We start from the raw sequence: 22,702 nt of genomic DNA on the forward strand, positions 1-22,702 counted from the left end.
GTCACGCGCTCGCCAGCACGTCCGCGATGACGACGCGCGGTCCGGCTTCCGGCAGCGCGGTCTCGACGCCGCGCTCGACGGTGTCGCTGTACAGCAGCGTCGACGGCTCGGCGAACCCGTCCGCCAGCCGTACACGTCCCCCGACGAACTGGCTGCCGGTGACGCGGGCGTGGTTGACGCCGGTCCCGATGTCGAGGTGCGCCGCGCCCTTCGGCACGGTCGAGGTCACGCCGCTCACCCGCCAGGTGACGACGCCGGCACCGGCGGCCCTGCTCAGCAGCGCGCCGTCCGTCCGCTCCGTGGAGAGCTCGACGCCGTCCAGAGCGACGAGCTGATCGCGCACCGCGGTCGCGGTCAGGCGCACGTCGCGCACGGCACCGCCGCGGATGGCGACCGTGGCGGCGCCGAGCTCGAAGGGCGCACCCGCCGCCGGGCCGCTGAGGCGGCAGTCCACGAACTCGACCGGACCCGACCCGCGCGCCTTCACCCCGTCCATCCCGGTGATCGTGCAGTCCACGAAGCGCACGGGGGCCGTGACCGGGGTCTGCACGAGCACCTGGTCCTTCGGCAGCGCGAAGGTGGAGTCCGCGATCACGGTCGGCCGCGACGAGCGCTGCGACCGCTGACCGATCGCCAGCAGTCCCGCAGTGCACCCGCGCACCTGGGCGCCGTCCGCGTTGATGGTCATGGTCGCCTGCGGGTCGAAGGTCGAGCGGCCGATGACCCGCACGTTCTCCAGCGTCAGATCGCTGATCTTGGTGCCGGCGACGAACCAGGAGCAGACGTGGTCGCGCACCGTGATGCGCTTGGCGGCGGTGCCCCACTGCGCGCCGGAGTTGGCGATGTCCATGAGCCCGGAGTTGCCGATGAAGGTGAGGTCGTGCTCGTACTGCCCGTGCGTGGTGAAGGGGTTGCCGCCCTGATCGTCGCCGTCGCCGTGGCAGTTCTCGACGAGGCAGTAGGCGCTGGCGGTGAGGTCGTTCAGGTGCCGGGCGTTCGACGAGGTGCAGTCGCTGACCCGTCCATAGAGGCTGTAGATCTGCTGCGTCAGGTAGCCGGCGCCGCCGTAGAACACGGTCGGCGGGTTCTCCACCGAGCAGCGCTCCGTCGTGAAGTGCGTGTTCCAGCGCCGCATGATCACGGGCCACCAGGTGCGGCTCGCGTGCACGTCGGCGACGTCGCAGTGGATCGCGTACTCGAAGGCGATCGGGTGAGAGCCGGTGAGCTCACGGGAGTCGGGGAAGGAGCCGTCGGTGGGACCGTCGAAGGGTCCGGCGCCGAGGAACCGCATGTTCGCGATGCGCACGCCCGCGACCGGTTCCATCTGCCGCCAGACGAGCTTTCGCCCCGTGTCCAGCGGCCAGCCGTTGAGGTAGTCGATGCGGATGTGGGTGCCGTCGATCTGCTGCGTCACCTGCACGAACCGCTGCAGCTCACGTTCGTCCGCCCCTCCTCCGGCGACGGGATCGCACTGCACGGCCCACCAGGAATCGACGGGGAACCGGGAGGCATCCGGCACGGCGACGGCGTCGGTCAACTCGGGCCAGGCCTCGGCCAGCGCATGCTCGACCGTCACGTCCTTCGACACCCCGGTGAAGAACATCACGGCGCCGAACGGGTTGTCGTGCGTGTTCTTCTCGATGCCGTCGGTCGTGATGAGGTGTCCGCCGAAGTCGATCTCGACGTACGACCGGGTGAAGCGGTGCCGGCGCTGGAACAGGAGATCCGTGCTCGCCTCGATCCGGCGGATGCGGGGATCGTTCACCATCGCGGCGAGCGCGTCGTCGGCTGGCTTCTCCGGTCCCGTGATGCCGAAGACGCGGAAGTCGACCGTCCCGTCATGCTGCAGGACCCAGCGGGTGTCGTGCTTCCCCGCGATCACCGTCCCGCCGTTGGGCGTGGTCTTCGCGTTCTCGCTGCCCACGTACACGAGCAGCCCGGCATCGCCGGGCTTCCGGTACCCGGCGACGACCGCCACCTCGCCGTCGCGGGCCCGGAGACGGCCGAGGTCGGCGACGGACTCCGCTCGCGTGACGTCCTTGGCGCCGGCGACGACCGCGGCGGCCTGCGCCGGTGCCGTGCTCGCGAGAGCGCCTGCCGTGCCGAGCGCGACCGCGCCGAGCCCGGCCATGAGCGCGCGGCGGCCGGTGGACCGCACTCGCTCCGCACCATCCGCCGCTTCCGTGGCGTTCACAGGGCCGTCGGTCGTCGATGCATCGATCACGATGTGCTCCTCTCCCGCCGCGCCGAGTCGGTCTCTGCCGCGTCGCGCAGCGCAGCCGGGACGGTGAAGTCCGCCCGGCGGCTGAGCACGAAGGCGATCGTCGCCCCGAGCAGCGTGAGCCCCGAGATGAGGAGCAGGCCCCACACCGCCGACCCCGTGGTCTGGCTGATCCAGCCGATCGCGTAGGGTCCCGCGAAGCCGGCGAGGTTGCCGACCGAGTTGATGAAGGCGAGGCCGGCCGCCGCCGCCGTGCCGGTGAGCACCATGGGCGGCAGGCTCCAGAACAGCGGGGTGGTCGAGAAGAGCGCCGACATCCCGACGCACAGCGCCGCGAGGGCGAGCACCGGCGTGCCCTGGGCCGCGACCGCCGCGATGAGCGACAGGGCGGTGATGCTGAGCGTGATGCCGATCTGCAGCGGGATGTTGCCCTGCTTCCGGGCGGCGCGCTCCCACGGCAGCATCACGAGGGCCGCGCACAGGTTGGGCAGCGCCACGAGCCAGCCGGTGGTGGCGTTCGAGAAGTCGCCCATGCTCTTCACGATCGTCGGCAGCCACATCCCCAGCCCGTAGGCACCGAACACGACACCGAAGAAGAGCACGATGAGCGTCCAGAGGCGCCCGTTGCGGAACACCTCGCCCAGCCGCAGGCGCCCGTGCCGCTGCTCGGTCGCCTGGGTCTCGGCGGCGAGCGTGTCGGTGATCCAGCGCTGCTCGGCGGGGGTCAGCCAGCGCGCGTCCTGCGGGCGGTCGGGGAGCCAGAAGAACACGACGAAGGCGAGCAGCACCGCCGGGATGCCCTGCAGCAGGAAGACGAGCTGCCAGCCGTCCAGACCCCACAGCCCGTGCAGCTCCAGCATCCAGCCGGACAGCGGCGCGGCGACCGCGTTGGCGATCGGGTTCGAGAGCACGAAGACGGCGAGCACCTGCGTGCGGTACTGCCGGGGGAACCACAGCGTGAGGTAGAGCAGCACGCCGGGGAAGAACCCGGCCTCCGCGATGCCGAGGATGAAGCGCGCGATCGCGAACTGCGTCGCGTCCTGGACGAACGCGGTCAGCGCCGCGACGATGCCCCACGAGATCATGATGCGGGCGATCCACTTGCGGGCGCCGAACTTCTCCAGGAGCAGGTTGCTCGGCACCTCGAACAGCAGGTAGCCGATGAAGAAGATGCCCGCCGCGAAGCCGAAGGCAGCCTCGGTGATCTGGAGGGCGGCCGTCATCTCCAGCTTCGCGAAGCCGGCGTTGTTCCGGTCGATGTAGGCGACGAGGTAGAGCAGGCCGAGGAACGGACCGAGTCTCCAGATCGCCTTCTTCATGGCGGAGGCTCCCCGTGCCTCCTCCGCGGCGCGCGCCTGCGCGAGCGTCTCTCTGCCGGACATGACAACTCCTTCGTCATCGGTTACGGGTTTTGCTATAGCATGTAGCACCGCACGGTTCCTGTCTAGTCCCGGCCGTATGCCATAGCATCGACCGAGCGAGGGAGCCCCGCTCGACGAGCACCGGGCCGCGCGAGACCGAGAAGGGCCCCGGATGCGCAGCGTGTCGGATCAGAACATCGCCGAGCAGGTCGCGGACGAGCTCCGGGCGGCGATCCACTCCGGGGAGCTCGCCCCCGGCGAGCGCCTCGTGGAGCGGAAGCTCGCCGACCGACTCGGCGTCAGCCACATCCCCGTGCGCGAGGCCCTGACCCGGCTCGCCGAGGAGCGCCTCATCACCCGCGAGCCCCGGCGCGGTGCCCGCGTCGCCCAGCTCAGCGCGCAGGACCTGGAGGAGATCTCGAGCCTGCGGATCGTGCTGGAGCAGTTCATGGCGATCCGGGTGCAGGAGCGGTGGAACGACGAGTCGGCGGCGCGGCTGGAAGCCATCATCCAGGCCATGGCGGCGGCGGCGCCGGGCGATGTGGCCGAGGTCCTGCGCCAGGACCGCCTCTTCCACGAGACCCTCGCCGACCTCGCCGAGCACCGGTTCCTCGACGAGCTCAGCGCCCAGCTCCGCGGCCGGATCGCCGGGTTCATCCAGGCGGCCAACTCCGCCCTCGACCCCGCCGAGCAGGAGGAGCACGTGCGCAGCCACCAGCAGATCGTCGACGCCATCGCGACCGGCGATCCGGAGCAGGCACGCGCCGTGATCGCCGAGCACGTGACCAGGGCCGTCCGCCGCATCACGCCGTCGGCCGAGTGAGCGCCGTGGCCGCGCGCACCATCGTCCTGACGGGAGCCTCGGACGGGATCGGAGCCGCCGCCGCCCGCCAGCTCGCCGGATCCCCGCACCGCCTGCTCCTCGTGGGCCGTTCGCCCGACAAGATGCGGGCCGTCGCGGACGAGACGGGCGCGGAGTGGTTCACCGCCGACTTCGCGCGCCTCGACGACGTGCGCGCGCTCGCCCCCCAGCTCGCGGACACCGTGGGTGCAGCGGGCATCGACGTGCTGGCCAACAACGCCGGCGGCATCTTCGGCGACCGCACCCCGACGGTCGACGGGCACGAGAAGACGATGCAGGTGAACCACCTCGCCCCGTTCCTGCTGACGAACCTCCTGCTCCCGCAGCTGCTCGCCGCCCGCGGCGCGGTCGTGAACACCTCCAGCGTCGCTCACCGCCTGTTCGGGCATCTCGACGTCGACGACCTCGACAACACCCGCCGGTACTCCCCGAACAAGGCCTACGGCGACGCCAAGCTCGCCAACGTCCTGATGGCGAAGAGCCTGCACGAGAAGTTCCATGCGCAGGGGCTCAGCGCGGTGGCCTTCCACCCCGGCACCGTGGCGACGAACTTCGCCGCCGAGTCGTCGAGCATCATGCGCCTCGTCTACCGCACCCCGCTGCGCCGCCTCGTCCTCATCGGCAGCGACCGCGGCGGCGCGACGCTGCGCTGGTTCCTCGAAGGCACGCCGGGCGAGACCTGGATCTCCGGCGGCTACTACGACGAGCGCGTCCTCAGCACCCGCGTGAACCCGCAGGTGCACGACCCCGCTCTCGCCGAGGCCCTCTGGCAGCGCAGCGCCGCGCTCGTCGGCGTGTCCGGGGGCTGAGCTCTCGCCGTCTACGCTGGGGCGATGGCGCGCCTCGACTGGACCCAGCTCCCTCCCGCTCTCCGAGCCCGGGTCGAGCACTTCGCGGGTTCCCCGGTGGCACGGGCGCAGTCGCAGGACGGCGGCTTCTCCGCGGGGCTGGCCTCACGGCTGACCTTCGCCGACGGACGGCGGCTGTTCGTCAAGGCGGTGCAGGAGTCGGCGGAAGGCACGTTCGCGCTCTACGCCCGGGAGGCCGAGGTGCTCGGTGCGATCCCCCGCTCCCTCCCGGCCGCGCACCTCGTCGACGCGTTCACGGCGGACGGGTGGGCGGTGCTTCTCATCGAAGACGTCGAGGGTCGTCATCCGGAACGCTCGGCCACCGCGCCCGACACCGCGCACGTCCTGGATGCGATCGCCGCCCTGGCCACCGCCCCGGCGCCGCGCACGCTTCCCCGCCTCGCCGACGAGCTGCACGACGACTCCGGATCCTGGCGACGGCTGGAGGAGGCCAGGCTCCTGGAGACGACCACGCCGTGGTGCGCGCAGAACGTCGACCTCCTCCGCACGGCGGCGGAACGCGTGGGCACGGCGGTCGCGGGCGACCGGCTCCTGCACGCCGATCTCCGGGCCGACAACATCCTCATCGAGGACTCCGGCCGCGCACGGCTGCTCGACTGGCCGTGGGCGGCCCGCGGCGCGGGGTGGGAGGACGCCCTCCTGTACCTGCTCGACCTCCGCGTGGAGGACGCCGCGGCCGAGGTCGGTCCCCTGCTCGATCACCCCGTCTTCGCCGGGTCGACCACGGAGGACCACATCGCCCTCCTGTCCGCCGCGGGCGGCGCCTGGTTCGAGAAGTGCCGTCTTCCCGCGCCGAACGGGATGACGACGCTCCGCGACTTCCAGCGCCGGGAAGCGGTGATCGCCACCGACTGGATCGCCGAGCTCGTCCGCTGATCGCCCCCGAGGCGGGGGCGTCCGCCGTCATCCCTCGGGCTGCGCGCCCGACTCGCCCGCGTGGACGCGTTCGCCCTGTCGGCCGAACAGGCTGAGCACCTCGGCGGGCTCCCCGTCCGCGCTCCCGAACCAGTGCGGCACGTGCGTGTCGAACTCGGCGACCTCACCGGCTGCCATGCGCAGATCGCGCGTGCCGAGGATCAACCGCATGGTGCCGCTGAGCACGTAGAGCCATTCGCGCCCCTCGTGCGCCCGGGGGCGCGGAGTCACCTGGCTCCCCGGGATGAGGATCTTCCAGGCCTGGACCGGACCGGCGTGCGGGGTCAGCGGCACGACGATCCGGCCGTGCACGCGGCGCGGCTTCAATCGCACGCGCGGATCGCCGACGTCGGGCGCCCCGACGAGGTCGTCCAACGGCACCCGGTGGGCGCGGGCGAGCGGGAGGAGAAGCTCGAGGCTCGGTCGGCGTTGCCCGGTCTCCAACCGCGACAGCGTGCTCGTGGAGATCCCCGTGGCGTCGGCCAGGGCGGTCAGCGTCATCCCCCGCTGCTTCCGGAGCCACCGCAACCGCGGGCCCACGCCGTCGAGCGTCGCGTCGATCTCGTCCCCCTGCACGTCCTCAGTCTGGCCGCATTTCCCAGGAGCAGCAAAGAAGTTTGCCGCCCCGGCACCTCCGGGGCGACTCTCGTGGCATGAAGAGATTCGATGTGCTCATCGTCGGCGGCGGTGCCGCCGGCCTCAGCGCCGCCCTGGTCCTGCTCCGCGCTCGACGCACGGTCGCGATCGTCGATGCGGGGGAGCCCCGCAACGCCCCCGCGGCGCACCTGCACGGCTTCCTCTCCCGGGACGGCGCCGCACCCGCTGCGCTGCTCGCGAGCGGTCGCGACGAGGTCGCGGGCTACGGAGGCACGATCATCGACGGACGCGTCGCCGAGCTGTCCCCGGGCTTCACGGCCACCCTCGACGACGGGCGACGGCTGGAGGCCCGTCGGGTGCTGGTCACCACGGGCCTGCGCGACGAGATCCCCGACATCCCGCATCTGCGCGAGCGCTGGGGGCGTGATGTGCTGCACTGCCCGTACTGCCACGGCTACGAGGTGCGGGATCGCGCTCTCGGGGTGATCGGCGGCACGGCTGCGTCGGTCGCCCACGCGCTCCTCATCGCCCAGTGGTCCGCCGACGTCGTCTACTTCCCCCACACCCGGCCGCTCACGGACGACGAGCGGGAACGTCTCGACGCGCGCGGCGTCCGGGTGCATCCGGGTGAGGTCTCCCGCCTCATCGTCGAGGCCGACCGCCTCCAGGGCGTGGAGCTGAGCGACGGCACCCGTGTCCAGCGCGCCGCGGTGTTCGTCCGCCCCGAGATGCGCGCTCACGACGCCCTCCTCCACGTTCTCGGCTGCGAGACCGACGAGAACGGATGGGTCCGGCACGATGCCGGCGGGCGCACGAGCGTGCCAGGGGTCTCCGTCGCCGGGAACGTCGCCGATCCGCGTGCGCAGCTCATCACCGCGGCCGGACAGGGCTCCGCCGCCGCGATCGCCCTCAACGCCGACCTCACCGACGACGACCTCGCCGCCCAGCTCGCGACCCACCGCGGTGCCTGACCCCCGAGAGAGAAGGAACACAGCAATGTCCGCAGCACCCGCCCCGACGGCGACCCCCGTTCCCCCGCCCACGCAGCATCAGCTCGCGCTGATGATCTGGATCGCCGTCTTCCCGACCCTCACCGTCTTGAACCTGGTCCTCGCCGCCCCGCTTTCCGGACTCCCGATCGTCGTGCGCACGCTGGTGCTCGTCACCATCGCCGTCCCCCTTGTGATCTACCTGGAGATGCCGCTGCTGCACCGCGTCCGCCGCCGGATCCACGGTCTTGTGACGGCGCGTCGGCGAAGGTAACGTTCTCCCGTTCCTGACGAGAGAAGGCGACGATGCCCCGGACAGATCGACCCCGTTCCACGACGTCCGTGTGGCGCCGCAAGCCCGTCGGCGACATGACGGAGGAGTCGGGCGGGAGCGGTCTGTTCCGGACGCTCGGGCTCTGGCAGCTCACCGCGATCGGCGTGGGCGGCATCGTCGGCGTCGGGATCTTCTCGCTCGCCGGGCTCGTCGCCCACGGCGATGCGACGACTCCCGCCGTGGGCCCCGCCGTCGTCCTCTCCTTCCTCATCGCCGGGCTCGCGTCGGCAGCGGCCGCGCTGTCGTACGCGGAGTTCGCCGGCATGATCCCGCGGGCCGGTTCCGCCTACAGCTACGGCTACGTCGCGCTCGGCGAACTCGTCGGCTGGTTCATCGGCTGGGACCTGCTCCTGGAGTACGTCGCCATCGTCGCCGTCGTCGCGATCGGCATCTCCGGCTATCTCGACGCGTTCCTCTCCGGATTCGGGCTGGAGCTGCCGACCGCGATCACGGAGACCGCCGACCAGCCAGGCGGCGTGGTCAACATCCCGGCCATCCTCATCTGCCTGTTCGTGACGTTCCTGCTGAGCCGAGGCACCCGCACGTTCGGCCGCTTCGAACTCGTCGCCGTGGCCATCAAGATCCTCCTCGTGGTGTTCATCGTCGTCCTCGGCGTCTTCTTCATCGACCCCGCCAACTACGACCCCTTCCTGCCGAACGGCTTCGGCCCCGTCTTCACCGGTGCCGCGACGGTGTTCTTCGCGGTGTTCGGCTACGACGCGATGAGCACGGCCGCGGAGGAGGCGAAGGACGGGCGTCGGCACATGCCGAAGGCGATCATCCTGTCCCTGGTGATCGCCATGGTGCTCTACGTCGCCGCGACGCTCGTGCTCACGGGCATGCAGAACTACCAGGACGTCGATCCGAAGGCGGGCTTCGCCTCGGCGTTCACGGGTGTGGGGCTCCCGGTCGTCGCTTCCGTCATCTCGGTGTTCGCCGTCGTGTCGATCCTCACCGTCATGCTCACGTTCCTGCTCGGCGCCACCCGGGTGTGGTTCAGCATGAGCCGCGACGGACTGCTCCCCGGCTGGTTCGCGCGGGTCGACCGCCGCGGCGTCCCGCAGCGGGTCACCTGGATCGCGGGGCTGGGCGCGGCGTTCTTCGCGGGCGTGTTCCCCATCCGCGCCGTCGCCGACCTCACGAACATCGGCATCCTCGCCGCCTTCGTCGTCGTCTGCATCGCCGTGATCGTGTTCCGCTACACCAAGCCGGATGCGCCCCGGACGTTCCGGCTGCCGTTCATGCCCGTGGTCCCGATCGTCGGCGTGGGCTTCTCGCTCTTCCTCATCTCGCAGCTCCACCCCGAGACGTGGCTCCGGTTCGGGGTCTGGCTCGTGATCGGACTCGTCATGTACTTCGCCTACAGCCGTCGGCACTCGCTCCTGAACCCGGACAGCCCCCGGCACCGCCCGGGCACGACTTCGGAGACCCCCGGCGACACGCCGTAGACGGGGCCGGGGAGGCGGCGGGTCGCGCCGCAGCTCCGAAGTCGTGCCCGGCGGGATCAGCCGACGACGAGGTTGGCGGTGTCGACGACGCGGTCGCCCTCGGCGGGGAACGCCGTGCGGGTGACGCCGGCCTCCACGTTGCCGGTGTGCAGCAGCGTCGAGCCGGCCCCGAAGGCATCGTCGCGGAGCTCCAGGGAACCGCCCTCGAACCGGTTGCCGACCGCGCGGTAGTGGGTCGCGCCGCTCGTCACGGCGACGTGCGTGGTCGCCCCCTCGGCCCGGAAGGTGCTGTCGGCGAGCGTCAGGTGCAGTTCGCCCGCACCCGACCGCGACACCGTCGTCCCGCCCTTCGCCGACACCTCGGACCCCGCGATCTCGACGACCTGACGGTCCTTCCCGGCGGCCGCGATGCGGGCGTTGCGGAGCGTGGAGCCTTCGACGCGCAGCTTCGCCGTCGCCGAGGCGATGGGGGCGGCATCGTCCGCCGCGGTGAGGGTCGAGCCACGGAAGGTGACCGCACCCGGGCCGTTGATCTTCATGCCGCCCACCCGGTCCAGCACCGTGTCGACGAAGGTCACGGGCGTCGTCACCGTCGCGTTGGTGAGCTCGCCGGGAACGACGAACGTGAAGTGCGAGTCGGCGATCACGGTCGGCCGGGCGGAGTTGTCGGAGGCCTGGGTGATGATGAGCGTGTCCGACGCGGTGCAGCCGCGCAGCTGCGCGCCGTCCGCGTTGATCCACAGCATCCCGGAGCCCGAGAGCGAGGGCTTGCCGATCACCTGCACGTCCTCCAGCGTCAGGTCGGTGATGCGCACGCGCGCCACGAACCACGAGCACACGTGCTTGCGGACGGTGATGCGCTTGGCCGCCGACCCCCAGGCGGCGCCGGAGTTCGCGAACGTCATGAGACCGGAGTTGCCCGTGTAGGTGAGGTCGTGCTCGTACTGGCCGTGCGTGACGAAGGGACCCTGGTCGTCGCCGTCGCCGTGGCAGTTCTCCACGAGGCAGTAGGCGCTCGCGGTGAAGTCGTTGAGGTGCCGGGCGTTGGCGGTGTGGCAGTTGGCGACGTACCCGTACAGGCAGTAGATCTGCTGCGTCAGGTAGCCGGCGCCGCCCCACGTGACGGAGGTCGGGTTCTTCAGCGTGCAGCTCTCCGTGGTGAAGTAGGTGTTCCACCGGCGCTGGATCAGCGGCCAGAAGGTCGCCGTGCCGTCGATGTGGTCCACGTCGCAGCGCACCGCGTACTCGAAGGCCAGCGGGTGCGATCCCGTGTACTCGTCCGTGCCCTTGCCGAGGAACTTCAGGTTCGACACCGTCACGTCCTGCACCGGCTTCACGTGCCGCCAGGTCATCGTGCGGTCCTTGCCGAGCGGCCAGCCGTTCTTGTAGTTCACGCGGATGTGCCGACCGTCGACGATCTGGGTCACCTGGACCAGCCGCTGCAGCTCGCGCTCCCAGCGACCGGACAGCGCGTTGACCTCGGCGGCGTACCACTCCCCGACCGCGAAGAACGACGAGTCGGCGACGGGGAAGATGTCGGCGAGGTCGGGCACGTCCTCGCCGAGCTTCGCCTCCTGCACCGCGTCGGTCACCTCGCCGCGGAAGAACATGACGGCCGCGAAGGGGTCGTCCTTCCCGGCGTTCTCGATGCCCTCGGTCGTCATCAGGTGATTCCCGAAGTCGAACGCGATGTTCGACCGGGAGAAGGTATGACGACGGACGAAGTTGAGGTCGGTGTGCGCCTCCACGCGCCGCACCCGGGCGTCGCCCACCATCGCATCGAGCGCGTCGTCCGCGGGCGCGGAGGCGTCCATGATGCCGAACTTCCGGAAGTCGACCGTGCCGTCGTGCACGAGCACCCAGGCTCCGCCCTTCGGCCCCGCGAGCACAGTGCCGCCGTTGGCCGCGGGGGCGTCCTTCTTCACGAAGCGGTAGAGCCCGTCGCCGCCGTCGCCGGGGGTCGCGTAGCCGCTCGTGCGCACGAGGTCGCCGTCCTTGCCCTTGCGCGTCGCGAGGGCGGTGGCGACGCCTCCGTGCGCGACGTTCTTCGAGCCCGACGACTCCTGCGGCACGACGGGTCCGGTGGCCTGAGCCGCGGCGGGGGCGCCGATCGCGGCGACCCCGCCCAGGGCGGCGGCGCCGAAACCGGCGAGCAGCATCCGTCGACTGCGCATCGCCGCGGTCTCGGTGGTGGTGTCCAGCTGGGTCATGCTCATCCTCCTTGCGGCATCCTCGCCGCGGTCAGGCGTCCGGCCCTCGGCCGGATCGCGGTCACCGATCAGTCCCCGATCCCCAGCGCTCTCCGAGCGGATGCTCAGAAGTAGTCGCCCGCCGTGAAGTGGCGGATGCCGTCCACCCGGGCCTCGCGGCGCAGCGGGCGGATCATCCCGGTGCGGTCGTCCTGCCGCACGGCCGCCGGAGCGAACGCGCGGACGGCGCGCTCCTCCGCGGCGAGCGCGGGGACGGCCAGCTCGCAGGTGCGGACGCCGGCCGCGGCCCAGTCCGCGGCCACGGCCTCCAGAACCGCGTGACGCACCCCGGCCGGATCGGCCGCAGTGGGATCGGTCGCGCTCTCGTGCAGCAGCCCGACGCCGTCGCGCACCTCCGCCACCGCGTACCCGACCGTCGCGTCCGCCTCGGCGAGCCGGTACAGCGTCGCGCCCCGCAGTCGCACCTCCGCCATCGTCCAGTCGCGGTCGCCGCGCACCGGGGCGAGCACGACCACACCGGTGCGGGAGCGCTCGTAGACCGCACGCAGCGGGCCGAGGACGCCGAGTCCCACGGACTCGCGCACGACCGAGGCGGGCTCCACGGCCGTCGCCGACGCCGCCCACGGTCCTGCCATCGTGCGGGGCATCGAGAAGGTCGTGAAGCCGCTCGACCGGTACACCTCGGGGGTTCCGGTGAACAGCAGGGCCCAGTCGGCGTCACCCGCCGCGTCCAAGGTGGCGGCCACGAGCCGGCGGGCCAGGCCCCGGCCCCGAGCCCGCTCGGCGACCGCGACGCTGCCGATCGCGTGCACCCGCGCCACCGCCCCGTCCGACTCCCGCAGGCGCTTCGGCAGTCCGTAGATCGACCCGCACACGCCCTCGTCGTTTTCCGCGACGAGCGTGTGGCTCAGCCTCTCGTCGTCCACGAGCCACTGGTCCGGCGCGAGGGGCGGCGTGAAGGCGGCCGCCCACAGTGCCGCGAGGGCGGACTGGTCCTCCGCCCGCGCCGACCGCACGACCACGGCGCTCATGCCATCGAGGAGAGCTGGGCGCGGTCGACGGCGTGTGCGAGCGGCCGCCCCGCGGCGAAGGCGTCGAGCTCGTCGGCGACGATCCGCCCCTGCCGCAGCCGGCCCTCCCTGGTCCCGGCCGCGCGGTGCGGGGTAAGCAGCACGCGGGGTGCCGAACGGAAGGGACTCTCCGCGGACAGCGGCTCCTCGTCGAACACGTCGATCGCGGCACTCAACCGGCCACGACGCAGTTCGGCGAGCAGGGCGGCCTCGTCGACCAGCCAGGAACGCGCCGTGTTGACCAGGCCCGCACCGTCCGGCATCAGCGCGAGCTCGCGCGCACCGATCAGGTGATGCGTCTCCGGCAGGGTCGGGGCGTGCACCGCGACGATCTGCGCACGGCGGAGTGCCTCGTCGAGCGTCACGAACTCCGCCCCAAGGGACGACGCCTCGGCCGCGTCGAGCGTGGGATCGACGAGCAGCGGCTGTGCGCCGAGCGCACGGAGCAGGTCGAGGTACGCCCGCCCGGTCCGGGAGGCGCCGATGACCGCGATGGGAGCGCCGAGGATCTCGTGCTGCACCCCGACGGCCTCCGCGTCCCACCAGCCGTCGCCGGCGCGCAGGGCGTCGTGCATCTCCGGCACCCGGTGCAGCAGGGCGAGCGTGAAGGTCAGCGACACCTCCGCCACCGACCGGGCCATCCCCGCCCCGGCCTGCGTCACCCGCACGCCGCGGTCGAAGAGCGCGTCGGTCGCGAACGGCTTGATCGTGGCCCCGGTGTGCGCGATGAGCTCGAGCTTCGGAAGCGTGGCGAGCACCGCGTGGTCGAAGGGACCCACGCCCCAGCTCGTCACCACGACGCGTGCCTCGTCGAGCACCGCATCTGTGAGCCAGTCCACCCGCACGAACGTCCCGCCGAGCCGCGCCGCGACGGCCTCCAGCCGCGCTGCGTCATCCGGCGAGAAGAACTCGGCGAACAGCTCCGCGGAGCAGGCCGCGACCACGGTCGGAGCGCTCGTCCCGGCGGTCATCGCAGCCAGGCCTCGAGGTTCTCGGCGATGAACGCGTCGTCGTTGAGCTCCGGGTACGCCTGCCGGACGCGGGCGATCTCCTCCGCCTGTCCCGGGGAGAGGCCCTCGGCCGGGTCGAGGCACCAGATGCCCTCGAGGAGGCCCTGCTGGCGGAGCATCTCGTGCACCCCGGCGATGACCCCGTGGAAGTCGTTGCCCGGGTCGAACACGGCCTGGTTCACGTCCACCATGTCCGAGGCACGGCGGCCCACCTCGCGGTAGGCCTCCGCGTCGCCCGCCAGCGCGCGGTGCACACGCTCCAGCAGCGCGACCGCCGCGTGCGTGCCGACCGCCCACTGGCCGAGCAGCCCGCCGACGAACCGGAGGGTGCGCCGGCCGGACGGGGAGTCCACATGGAACTCGGAGAGCAGGTCGGCGACGATCGCGTCGTCGTTGCCCGTGTACAGCGCGATCTCGTCGGCGCGGCCCGAGGCGGCCACACCCCGCACGAGCTCCAGCGTGCGATAACGGTCGAACGGCGCGGCCTTCACCGCGACGACCGACGGGATCGCGGCGAACTCCCGCCAGAACTCGCGGTCGAGCACGGGACCGCCGATCGCGGTCTGCAGGTAGAAGCCGACCAGCGGCAGCACCTCGCCGACGGCGCGGGCGCGGTCGAGCAGGGCACGCTCGTCCGCACCCGCGACGCGGGGACTCACCAGCACGGCGTCGTAGCCGAGGGAGCGGGCGAGCTCCGCCTCGGCGACCGCCTGGGCCGTGTCGCCCGCCACTCCGGCGATGCGTACGAGGGTCGCATCGTCGCGGGCGTCCATCTCCTCCGCGGCCAGCGCGAGCACCGGCTCGAAGAGCGCGTGCTCCGGGTCGCGGATCTCGAACTGCGTCGTGTGCACGCCGACGGCGAGGCCGCCGGCCCCGGCGTCGAGGTAGTAGCGGGAGAGCGCCCGCTGCCGCCGCTCGTCGAGCGTGCGCGCGGCGGTGAGGGCGAGCGGATGGGCCGGGATCACGGCACCGCGGGCGAGGGTCGCGGCGGCCTCAGGGCGCAGCGACGGCACGGTCGCCGTCCGCGTAGCGGCGTCGGTCATCAGAACTTCCCGTCCCGCACGGCCCACTTCGTGGGCTTGGCGATCATCGGCAACCCGTCGCGGATCCAGCCGGCCTGCATGCGGATGAGCTCCTCGGCGGAGACGGACGGGTAGCCGAACAGGGCCATGCAGCGGCGGGCGTCGCTGAGCAGCGCCGTCGGCTGCGGCTCGTCGACGATCTCGACCTCCCGCTCGAACAGCTCGCCGAAGCGGTGGGCGATCGAGGAGACGCTGAGCAGCTCCGGACCGGTGAGGTTGATCACGAAGGGGTCGGTCGAGGCATGCACGAGGCTGCGCAGCACGACCTCGTTCGCGTAGCCCTGCCAGATCACGTTGACGTTCGCGGTGGCGACCGAGACCGGCTCGCCCGCGTGCACGGCGCTGCCGATGTCGGCGAGCACCCCGTAGCGGAGGTCGACGGCGTAGTTCAGGCGGATGATCGCGACCTTGGTGCCGCGCTCCTGCGCCCCGAACTCGAACACGCGCTCCCGACCGAGGCAGGACTGCGCGTACTCGCCAATCGGCGCGGGCATGGTCTCCTCGGCGGCACCGCCCGAGGTGGCAGGGACGAACGGGTACACGTTCCCGGTGGAGAGCACCGAGATCGCGCTGTCGCGGTAGCGGCGGGCGATGCGGTCGGGAAGAGCCGCGTTGACCTCCCACGCCCAGGAGGCGTTGGTCGCCGCACCGAACTTCGCGCCCACCATGAACACCACGTTCGGGGCATCGGGGAGACCGGCGAGGTCGTCGTTCTCGATGAGGTCGAACGGCACGACGCGGACCCCCGCGGACTCCAGGCGCTCGCGGATGGCGGCGTCGCCGAAGCGGGAGACCGCGTACACGGCGTCGTCCGTGCGGCCGGCGGCGTCCAGGCCGCGCCGGGCGAGCATCGCCAGGGTCGGTCCCATCTTGCCGCCGGCGCCGAGGATCACGAGGTCTCCGGAACCCTGGGCGAGGTCGGCCACGAGCCCGTCGCTCGGGGTGGCCAGCGCCTCCTCGAGCTCGGCCTCGGAGGCGAATGCGTACTGCGTCATGGTCGTGCGGTTCCCTTCTTCTCAGCCCTTGATCCCGGTGCCGGTGACGCCCTCCTGCACGTACCGCTGAGCGATGAGGTACGCGAGGAAGATCGGCAGCAGCGCCACGACGGAGCCGGCGAGCATGGTGCTGAGCGGCACATCCTGCTGCTGCAGCGACGAGATGCCCACGGTGAGGGTGAACATCGAGTTGGACTTGGCGATGATGAGCGGCCAGAGGAAGTCGTTCCAGTGCCAGAGGAAGACGAAGATCCCGAGCGTCGCGAGGATCGGCTTGCACAGCGGCAGCACGATCCGCAGGAAGATGCGGAACTCGCCGGCCCCGTCGATGCGGGCGGCCTCGAAGAGCTCGTCGGGAAGGCCCTGGATGAACTGGCGCATGAGGAAGACGGCCTGCGCGTTCGCGAGCGTCGGCAGGATGAGGCCCCAGTAGGTGTCGATGCCGCCGAGGTTCGCCATGAGGATGAACGTCGGGATCAGCGTCACGTGGAACGGCACCATGACCATCGCCAGGAACGACCAGAACATGACCTCCTTGCCGCGGAAGCGCTTCTTGGCGAAGGCGTATCCGGCGAGCGCGGAGAGGAACAGCACCGCCACGACCGACACGAGCGAGTAGACGAGCGTGTTGAACAGCCAGACGAGGATGTTCTGCCCGGCGAGCACCTGCTCGTACGCCTCGAACGAGATGTCGTTCCAGGGGAGCAGCGAGCCGGGGAGCTCGACGAGCATGCCGGGCTTCAAGCTCAGCACGACCATGGCGTAGAAGGGGAAGAAGCTGAGGATGCCGGCGATGCTCAGCCAGATCCAGCGGACGGCGACACCCCAGCCGGTCGGCTCGAGCGCGCGGAACGAACGGCGCTTCCGCGCGGCGGGACGGGTCGCGGGCGGCGTCGTCTGCGTCGGCGGCTGCAGGAGGGCGGTCATTTCTGCTTTCCGATCACGAGGCGCTGGATGAGGGCGACCACGAGGGTCATGAGGAACAGGGCCACGCCCACCGCGGCCGCGTAGCCGTAGTCGAAGTAGCGGAAGCCCTGGTCGTAGAGCATGTAGACGAGCGAGTAGCTCGCGTTCGCCGGCCCGCCCTGGGTCATCACGTAGATGACGTCGAAGACCTGGAAGGCGGCCGTCGTCTCGATCACCGCGAGGAAGAAGAACGTCGGGCGCAGGTGCGGGAGGATGATCCACCGGAAGCGCTGCCAGGCGTTCGCGCCGTCGACCAGCGCCGCCTCCTCCAGCTCGCGCGGTACGTCCTGCAGGGCGGCGATGAGGATCATCATCCCGTAGCCGAACCGGGACCAGACCCCCACGACGACGATCGCGGGGATCACGAGCACGGTGCTGCCGAGCCAGGAGCCGCCGAGGCCGAGCGGGGTCATCAGCGCGGACCAGGGACCGTTGGCGGAGAAAATCCAGACGAAGATCGAGCCGGCCAGCACGAGCGAGGTGATGACGGGGAGGAAGAAGATCGAGCGGAAGAACCGGGCGCCGCGGAAGGCGCGGCGCACGCCGAGGGCCATGATCGTCGACAGCACGAGCGCGATCGGCACCGCGAAGACCGTGTAGATGAGGGTGGTCCCCAGCGCCCGCCAGAACAGCGGGTCGGCGACGAGGCGCTGGAAGTGGTCGAGGCCGCGCCAGGCGATCTCGCCGGAGATGTCGTAGTCGAAGAAGCTCAGCGCCACACCCGCGATGCTCGGGCCGAAGCGGAAGGCGATGAACAGCAGGAAGGCGGGGAGCACGAACAGGAACGCGACGCGCGCTTCCCGTCGGGCGAGCACCCGGGCGACCCGTCCTGCGGGCTTCGGCGCCGTGGTGGCCGTCGTCATTGTCGATTCCTCACGTGGGGGGCGGGAGAGAGGGGGCGTGCGGCGGGTACCCGCACGCCCCCGGGGTGTCACTTCTGCAGCAGCGGGGCTGCGGCGGCCGCGGCGTCCTTCAGGGCGTCGGCCGGCGACTTCTGGCCGAGCAGGGCGGCCTGGATCTCCGGCGAGAGCACGCCCATGAGCGCACGGGAGCTGGCGTCGAGCTCGCCCACCGTGGTGTCGGGGACGTACTTCTCGACCTCGCCGAGGAGCGGGTCGTCGGCGTACAGCGGCTCGGTGGTGCTGAGCGCCGAGAAGTAGCCGGCGGCCTTGAGGTACGGCTCGACGACGTCGGCGCCGGTCGCGAACTCGGCGAACGCGGCTGCGGCCGCGGGGGCCTTCGAGCCCTTGAGCACGGACAGCGAGCCGACGGTGCCGTAGGCCACGGACTCCTCGTCGGTCAGCGGTGCGAGGACCTTGACGTTCTCCTCGCCCCAGAACGGCGCGACCTCGGTCACGGCGTTGTTCCAGGTGCAGGCGACCTTGCCCTGGGCGATGGCGGTCTGCTCCAGCGGGACGTTGGTGGTGAGGGCCTCCGGGTCGAGCGCGCCCTCCTCGGCCAGGTCGGTCAGGAAGGTGAGCGCCTCTTCGCCGGCCTTGCTGTCGAAGCCGACCTCGCCGTCCTCGGTGTAGACCTCGCCGCCGGCCTGCCAGAGCAGCGGGTAGTAGGTGAGGTTGAGGGTGTTCTCGGCCGACGCCGGGTAGTTGAGGGCGTACATGCCCTTGTCGATGAACGCCGGAGCCATCTCGGCGATGTCGTCCCACGTCTCCGGGTACTCGGTCACCCCGGCGGCCTCGAACGCGGCCGCGTTGCAGATCAGCGGCTGCGCGCTGGTGAGGATCGGGGCGCCGAGGATGTCGCCGCCGAGCGTGACCGACTCCTTGACGTTGGGGAGCAGGTCGCCCTGACGCTCCTCGCTGAGCAGGTCGTTCAGCGGGGCGATCGACTTCTGGTACGCCGCGAGCTGGTCCGGGATGAGGTAGACGACGTCCGGTCCCTTGCCGGCGGCGATCGCCGTCTGCAGGGCCTCGTCACGGTTCGCCCACGGGAAGATCTCGTACTTCACGTTGACGTTCTCGTTCTCCTTCTCGAACGCCTCGATGGTCGAGTCCCAGAAGTCCTTGTGCACCGCCTCGTCGGCGATGACGGGGTAGAGCCAGACCGTGATGTCCTGCTCGCCCTCTGCGGTGTTGCCTCCGCCGGCCGAACATCCGGCCAACAGGGTGGCGGCCGCGACTCCCGCGACGACGCCGGTGATCTTGCTGACGCGCATGGTGCTCCTTTGCGTAAACCGTGCTGAGTACGGTTCATTATGACATTGGCTTTGGATAATTCGTCAAGCACAAGTTCTCAGAGCCTTGTTTCGGCCGTGTTTCTCGGCCGTGAACAACAATCCCCGATCTGAGAATCGGGTGTGCTAATTTGATCGCACCAACGGCGGAGACGAAGGAGGGACCCGATGGGCGCGACCAGTCCGCTCTCGATCGTGGCGCGGTCCGCACTCCGGCTGCGCGACGCCGGACCGGCGACGGTCAGCGACCTCTCCCGCTCGCTCGAGGTCTCCCGCACCTCCGTCGAGAACGCCGTGGCGGTGCTCTCCGACTCCGGTCTCCTCGTCGACGCCCCGGCGCAGGTCGGCGGCGGCGCGGGGCGCCCGGCCCGCCGCTACTCCTTCCACGCCGCGGCCGGTGTGGTGGTGGGCGTGGACATCGGCGTCGCGAGCGTGCGCGTCGTCGTCGCGGACCTCGCGGGCGTGGTCATCGCCCAGCGGGCGTTCCCCGGCGTCGCGGAGCAACCAGACGGCCCGGCCAAGCTCGCCGCCGTGATCGACGACGTGCGACGCACGCTCGCCCGGCTCTCGCTGCCGCGCACCGGTCTGCGGGCGATCGGCGTCTCCCTGCCCGGCATCGTCGACGACGACGGACGGGTCACCACCTCGGTCGTCATCCCGGAGTGGTCCGGCATCGACATCGGCTCGCAGCTGCGCCAGGCGTTCGGCTGCCCCGTGGCGGTCGACAACGGTGTGCGGCTCGCGGCTGTCGCGGAGCATCACCTCGGCGTCGCGCAGCTCGTCGACGACGTGATCTATCTCTCGGTCGGCAACCGCATCGCCATGGGCCTCATCCTCGGCGGCCGCCCCCGGCGCGGCATCCACAACGCGGCGGGAGACATCGGCCGCCTCGCCTTCCGGGGCCTGAACACCGAGACCGGGCAGATCTCGTGGCGCACCGCCCCGACCGCCGCCGAGGTGTTCGCCCTGGCGCGCAGCGGAGAGCAGGCCGCCAGGGAGGAGCTCGACGGCTTCATCGACGAACTCGCCCACGGGATCGCGACGCTGATCATGACGGTCGACCCCGCCATGGTCGTGATCGGCGGCGGGCTCTCGGCCGCGCACGAGCAGCTGCTCGACCCCCTGCGCGCCGCCCTGCCCGGCCATCTCGGTCTGCCGTTCCAGGTGCCCGTCGCGGAGGCGCGGCTGGGAGCGGAAGCCGCCGCCCACGGCGCCGTCGTGCACGCGTTCCAGCGGCATCCGGGCGACATCTACGGCATCGAGGACATGCCCGCCCCACCGATCACCCCCCTGCCGCACGACCCCGCGGCCGGCGACGACCCCGAGGAGAAGCAGTGAGCACGTTGAAGGTCGGACTCATCGGCGCGGGCGGGATCTCCCGCGTGCACGCCGACGCCTGGCGGGCGCTCGGCGTGCAGGGCTTCGTCACCTCGAAGGAGGGCGCGGAGGAGATCGCCGCCGAGTACGGCTTCGAGGTCGTGGCCGACGTCGACGCGCTCCTGGAGCTGGTCGACGTCGTCGACATCGTCACCCCCAGCAGCACCCACGCCGACTTCGCCCTTCGGGCCATCGCCCGCGGGGTCGACGTGATCTGCGAGAAGCCGCTCGCCGCGACCGCGGAGGCCGCCGCCGAGGTGACCGCCGCCGCAGCCGCCGCGGGAGTGCGGCTGTTCCCCGCCCACGTCGTGCGCTACATGGGGGAGTACGGCCGGATCAAGGCCGGCATCGACGCCGGGCAGATCGGCACCCCCGCCGTGCAGCGCTTCCGTCGCCTGGGCGCTGCACCCCAGGCCCCCTGGTTCTTCTCGGAGCCGGCGGGCGGCGGCGTCATCCGCGACCTCATGATCCACGACATCGATCAGGCGCTGTGGTTCGCCGGGCCGGTCGACAGCGTCTACGCCGTGCAGAACCCGCCGACGGTCGACGACCGCGTGCCCGCCCCGGTCACGGCGCATGTCGTGCTCACCCACCGCAACGGGGTCATCAGCCACGTGCACGCGAGCTGGGTACAGCCCGGCATGCCGTTCCGCACGAGCGTCGAGGTCGCCGGTTCCGAGGGGCGCCTGCGCTACGACAGCGCCGAGGACCACACGCTGCGCACCGACGCCGTGCTCGTCGAGGGCGCGACCGACTACCTGCCGCCGATGTCGCCGGAGGAGAGCCCGTACTACGCGGAGATCGCCGACTTCGTGGCCGCCATCGCGGAAGGACGCGAGGCCGCCGTCACCCCGGACGACGGGATCCAGGCGGTCGCGGTCGCCGAGGCCGCCTACGCCTCGATCGCCTCCGGAGCCCCGGTCGCCCTCCCCGCTTCGTCCCCCGCCGTCGCCGTCGCCGAGGAGGCCACCCGATGACCGCTCCCCGTCCGCTGCGGATCGCCGTGCTGTCCTTCGCGCACACGCACGCCCTCAGCTACGTGCACGCGCTGCAGCAGATGCCCGGTGTCGAGCTGATCGCGGCCGACCCCGACGGCGCCTCCGCCCCGGACGACGCTCCGCGCGGTGCCACCCTGGCCGCGGAGCTCGGGGTGGCGTACGTCGAGACCTACGACGAGGCCTTCGCCTGGGGTCCGGACGCGGTCGTGGTGGCCGCCGAGAACTCCCGTCACCGCGCCCTCGTCGAGCAGGCCGCCGCGGCCGGCGTGCACGTGCTGTGCGAGAAGCCGCTGGCGACGACGGTCGAGGACGCGATCGCGATGCGCGACGCCTGCGACCGGGCGGGCGTGCTGCTCATGGTGGCGTACCCGGTGCGATTCTCCCCCGCGGTGCGCGACGCCGTCGCCGAGCTGCGCAGCGGACGCCTCGGGAAGATCCTCGGCGTCACCGGCATCAACAACGGCAAGCTCCCGCAGGACCGGGCCTGGTTCACCGACCCCGCGCTCGCCGGCGGCGGTGCCCTGGTCGACCACGTCGTGCACTGCGCCGACCTCCTCGACGAGCTCCTGGGTGAGCGGGCGCAGACCGTCCGCGCGGTGTCGAACAGCATCCTGCACGGGGAGCGCGACCTCGCGGTCGAGACCGGGGGCCTCGTGACGATCCAGTACCCGAGCGGGGTGATCGCCACGATCGACTGCTCGTGGAGCTGGCCGCTGAGCTCGCCGACCTGGGGCGGCCTCACCCTCGAGGTCGTGGCCGAGCGCGGGACCGTGACCGTGAGCCCCTTCGCGAAGGGCGTGGCCGGACACGATGCCCACGGCGAGACCTGGACCCCGGTCGGGGCCGACCTCGACGCCCTGCTGCTCGAGGAGTTCGTGCAGGCTGTCCGCGCGGGCCGTCAGCCTCAGCCCGACGCCGGAGTCGGCATCCGCACCGTCGAGATCGTGAAGGCCGCGCAGGAGTCCGCGTCCCGCGCCGGTACCCCCATCCCCCTCTAGTGCGTGCGGGATCACTTTCGTCCCTCCCGCACGCACCCCCGGTCCCTTTCCCGTCCCGCACCCACCCGCACGCCACATCCGCGCCAAACGGGATCGAAAACGCCCCCGTTTCCCTCTCCCCCGGCCCCTTTCCCGTCCCGCACCCCACCCACACGCCACATCCGCGCCAAACGGGATCGAAAACGCCCCCGTTTCCCTCTCCCCCGGCC

The 22,702-nt window shown here is 71.6% G+C and carries 20 protein-coding genes; 9 read left to right on the top strand and 11 right to left on the bottom strand.

The genetic code is table 11. From position 1 onward, the window contains the following. Position 1: 1 nt before the first annotated feature. Positions 2–2,224, bottom strand: coding sequence for a peptidase C14 (locus AUV07_RS01705; protein WP_231868169.1), 2,223 nt, complete (start codon positions 2,222–2,224; stop codon positions 2–4). Next, positions 2,221–3,603, bottom strand: a complete 1,383-nt coding sequence (locus AUV07_RS01710) for an MFS transporter (RefSeq protein WP_062633323.1) — start codon at positions 3,601–3,603, stop codon at positions 2,221–2,223. The genes AUV07_RS01705 and AUV07_RS01710 overlap by 4 nt, the downstream gene beginning before the upstream one ends. Before the next feature lie 151 nt (positions 3,604–3,754). Between AUV07_RS01710 and AUV07_RS01715 the strand changes: the two genes are divergently transcribed. Genes AUV07_RS01715 through AUV07_RS01725 form a run of 3 tightly spaced genes read left to right on the top strand, consistent with a single transcriptional unit; the run spans position 3,755 to position 6,189 of the window. Further along, positions 3,755–4,405: a GntR family transcriptional regulator gene (locus tag AUV07_RS01715; RefSeq protein ID WP_062633325.1), complete on the top strand. Its 651-nt coding sequence runs from the start codon at positions 3,755–3,757 to the stop codon at positions 4,403–4,405. Between the two features lie 5 nt (positions 4,406–4,410). Next, a complete protein-coding gene (locus AUV07_RS01720) occupies positions 4,411–5,253 on the top strand; it encodes an SDR family NAD(P)-dependent oxidoreductase (RefSeq protein WP_062633327.1) in 843 nt (280 codons plus the stop codon). A gap of 24 nt (positions 5,254–5,277) precedes the next feature. Beyond that, a complete protein-coding gene (locus AUV07_RS01725; protein WP_062633329.1) occupies positions 5,278–6,189 on the top strand; it encodes a phosphotransferase in 912 nt (303 codons plus the stop codon). Positions 6,190–6,216: 27 nt separating this feature from the next. On the opposite strand, the gene AUV07_RS01730 is transcribed toward AUV07_RS01725, so the two are convergent. Continuing rightward, the gene (locus AUV07_RS01730) at positions 6,217–6,804 is read right to left on the bottom strand and encodes a helix-turn-helix domain-containing protein (RefSeq protein WP_231868170.1); all 588 of its coding nucleotides are present in this window, start codon (positions 6,802–6,804) and stop codon (positions 6,217–6,219) included. A gap of 77 nt (positions 6,805–6,881) precedes the next feature. Here AUV07_RS01730 and AUV07_RS01735 point away from each other — a divergent pair, with 77 nt between their 5' ends. Genes AUV07_RS01735 through AUV07_RS01745 form a run of 3 tightly spaced genes read left to right on the top strand, consistent with a single transcriptional unit; the run spans position 6,882 to position 9,596 of the window. Further along, on the top strand, positions 6,882–7,796 hold the full coding sequence (locus tag AUV07_RS01735) for an NAD(P)/FAD-dependent oxidoreductase (protein ID WP_062633331.1): 915 nt from the start codon (positions 6,882–6,884) through the stop codon (positions 7,794–7,796). Between the two features lie 25 nt (positions 7,797–7,821). Continuing rightward, a complete protein-coding gene (locus tag AUV07_RS01740; RefSeq protein WP_060922902.1) occupies positions 7,822–8,088 on the top strand; it encodes a hypothetical protein in 267 nt (88 codons plus the stop codon). Positions 8,089–8,120: 32 nt separating this feature from the next. Then, positions 8,121–9,596, top strand: a complete 1,476-nt coding sequence (locus AUV07_RS01745) for an APC family permease (protein WP_062633333.1) — start codon at positions 8,121–8,123, stop codon at positions 9,594–9,596. A 56-nt stretch (positions 9,597–9,652) separates the two neighbouring features. Here AUV07_RS01745 and AUV07_RS01750 read toward each other — a convergent pair whose 3' ends face one another. The 8 genes from AUV07_RS01750 to AUV07_RS01785 form a co-directional block, all read right to left on the bottom strand. After that, positions 9,653–11,806 carry a peptidase C14 gene (locus AUV07_RS01750; protein ID WP_082802813.1) on the bottom strand — a complete coding sequence of 718 codons (2,154 nt, stop codon included), beginning with the start codon at positions 11,804–11,806 and terminating at the stop codon, positions 9,653–9,655. Positions 11,807–11,910: 104 nt separating this feature from the next. Beyond that, entirely contained in the window at positions 11,911–12,837 is a 927-nt protein-coding gene (locus tag AUV07_RS01755) for a GNAT family N-acetyltransferase (RefSeq protein ID WP_062633335.1), read from the bottom strand. Continuing rightward, positions 12,834–13,847 (bottom strand): hydroxyacid dehydrogenase, encoded by a 1,014-nt coding sequence (locus tag AUV07_RS01760; RefSeq protein ID WP_062633337.1) that lies wholly within the window; start codon positions 13,845–13,847, stop codon positions 12,834–12,836. The genes AUV07_RS01755 and AUV07_RS01760 overlap by 4 nt, the downstream gene beginning before the upstream one ends. Beyond that, positions 13,844–14,929: a dihydrodipicolinate synthase family protein gene (locus AUV07_RS01765; RefSeq protein ID WP_062633339.1), complete on the bottom strand. Its 1,086-nt coding sequence runs from the start codon at positions 14,927–14,929 to the stop codon at positions 13,844–13,846. The genes AUV07_RS01760 and AUV07_RS01765 overlap by 4 nt, the downstream gene beginning before the upstream one ends. Then, the gene (locus tag AUV07_RS01770; protein ID WP_062633346.1) at positions 14,929–15,963 is read right to left on the bottom strand and encodes an NAD-dependent epimerase/dehydratase family protein; all 1,035 of its coding nucleotides are present in this window, start codon (positions 15,961–15,963) and stop codon (positions 14,929–14,931) included. Before AUV07_RS01770 ends, AUV07_RS01765 begins: the two co-directional genes overlap by 1 nt. 21 nt (positions 15,964–15,984) lie before the next feature. Next, positions 15,985–16,890: a carbohydrate ABC transporter permease gene (locus AUV07_RS01775; RefSeq protein ID WP_025104151.1), complete on the bottom strand. Its 906-nt coding sequence runs from the start codon at positions 16,888–16,890 to the stop codon at positions 15,985–15,987. Further along, a complete protein-coding gene (locus AUV07_RS01780; RefSeq protein ID WP_062633348.1) occupies positions 16,887–17,792 on the bottom strand; it encodes a carbohydrate ABC transporter permease in 906 nt (301 codons plus the stop codon). Before AUV07_RS01780 ends, AUV07_RS01775 begins: the two co-directional genes overlap by 4 nt. Before the next feature lie 68 nt (positions 17,793–17,860). Then, positions 17,861–19,102: an ABC transporter substrate-binding protein gene (locus AUV07_RS01785; protein WP_062633350.1), complete on the bottom strand. Its 1,242-nt coding sequence runs from the start codon at positions 19,100–19,102 to the stop codon at positions 17,861–17,863. Between the two features lie 186 nt (positions 19,103–19,288). Between AUV07_RS01785 and AUV07_RS01790 the strand changes: the two genes are divergently transcribed. Genes AUV07_RS01790 through AUV07_RS01800 form a run of 3 tightly spaced genes read left to right on the top strand, consistent with a single transcriptional unit; the run spans position 19,289 to position 22,493 of the window. After that, positions 19,289–20,458 carry an ROK family protein gene (locus AUV07_RS01790; protein WP_062633351.1) on the top strand — a complete coding sequence of 390 codons (1,170 nt, stop codon included), beginning with the start codon at positions 19,289–19,291 and terminating at the stop codon, positions 20,456–20,458. Next, a complete protein-coding gene (locus AUV07_RS01795) occupies positions 20,455–21,474 on the top strand; it encodes a Gfo/Idh/MocA family protein (RefSeq protein WP_062633353.1) in 1,020 nt (339 codons plus the stop codon). The genes AUV07_RS01790 and AUV07_RS01795 overlap by 4 nt, the downstream gene beginning before the upstream one ends. Further along, positions 21,471–22,493 carry a Gfo/Idh/MocA family protein gene (locus AUV07_RS01800; RefSeq protein WP_062633356.1) on the top strand — a complete coding sequence of 341 codons (1,023 nt, stop codon included), beginning with the start codon at positions 21,471–21,473 and terminating at the stop codon, positions 22,491–22,493. The genes AUV07_RS01795 and AUV07_RS01800 overlap by 4 nt, the downstream gene beginning before the upstream one ends. Positions 22,494–22,702 lie beyond the last annotated feature (209 nt).

It is taken from the genome of Microbacterium sp. CH1, from assembly GCF_001595495.1.
Lineage (GTDB): Bacteria > Actinomycetota > Actinomycetes > Actinomycetales > Microbacteriaceae > Microbacterium.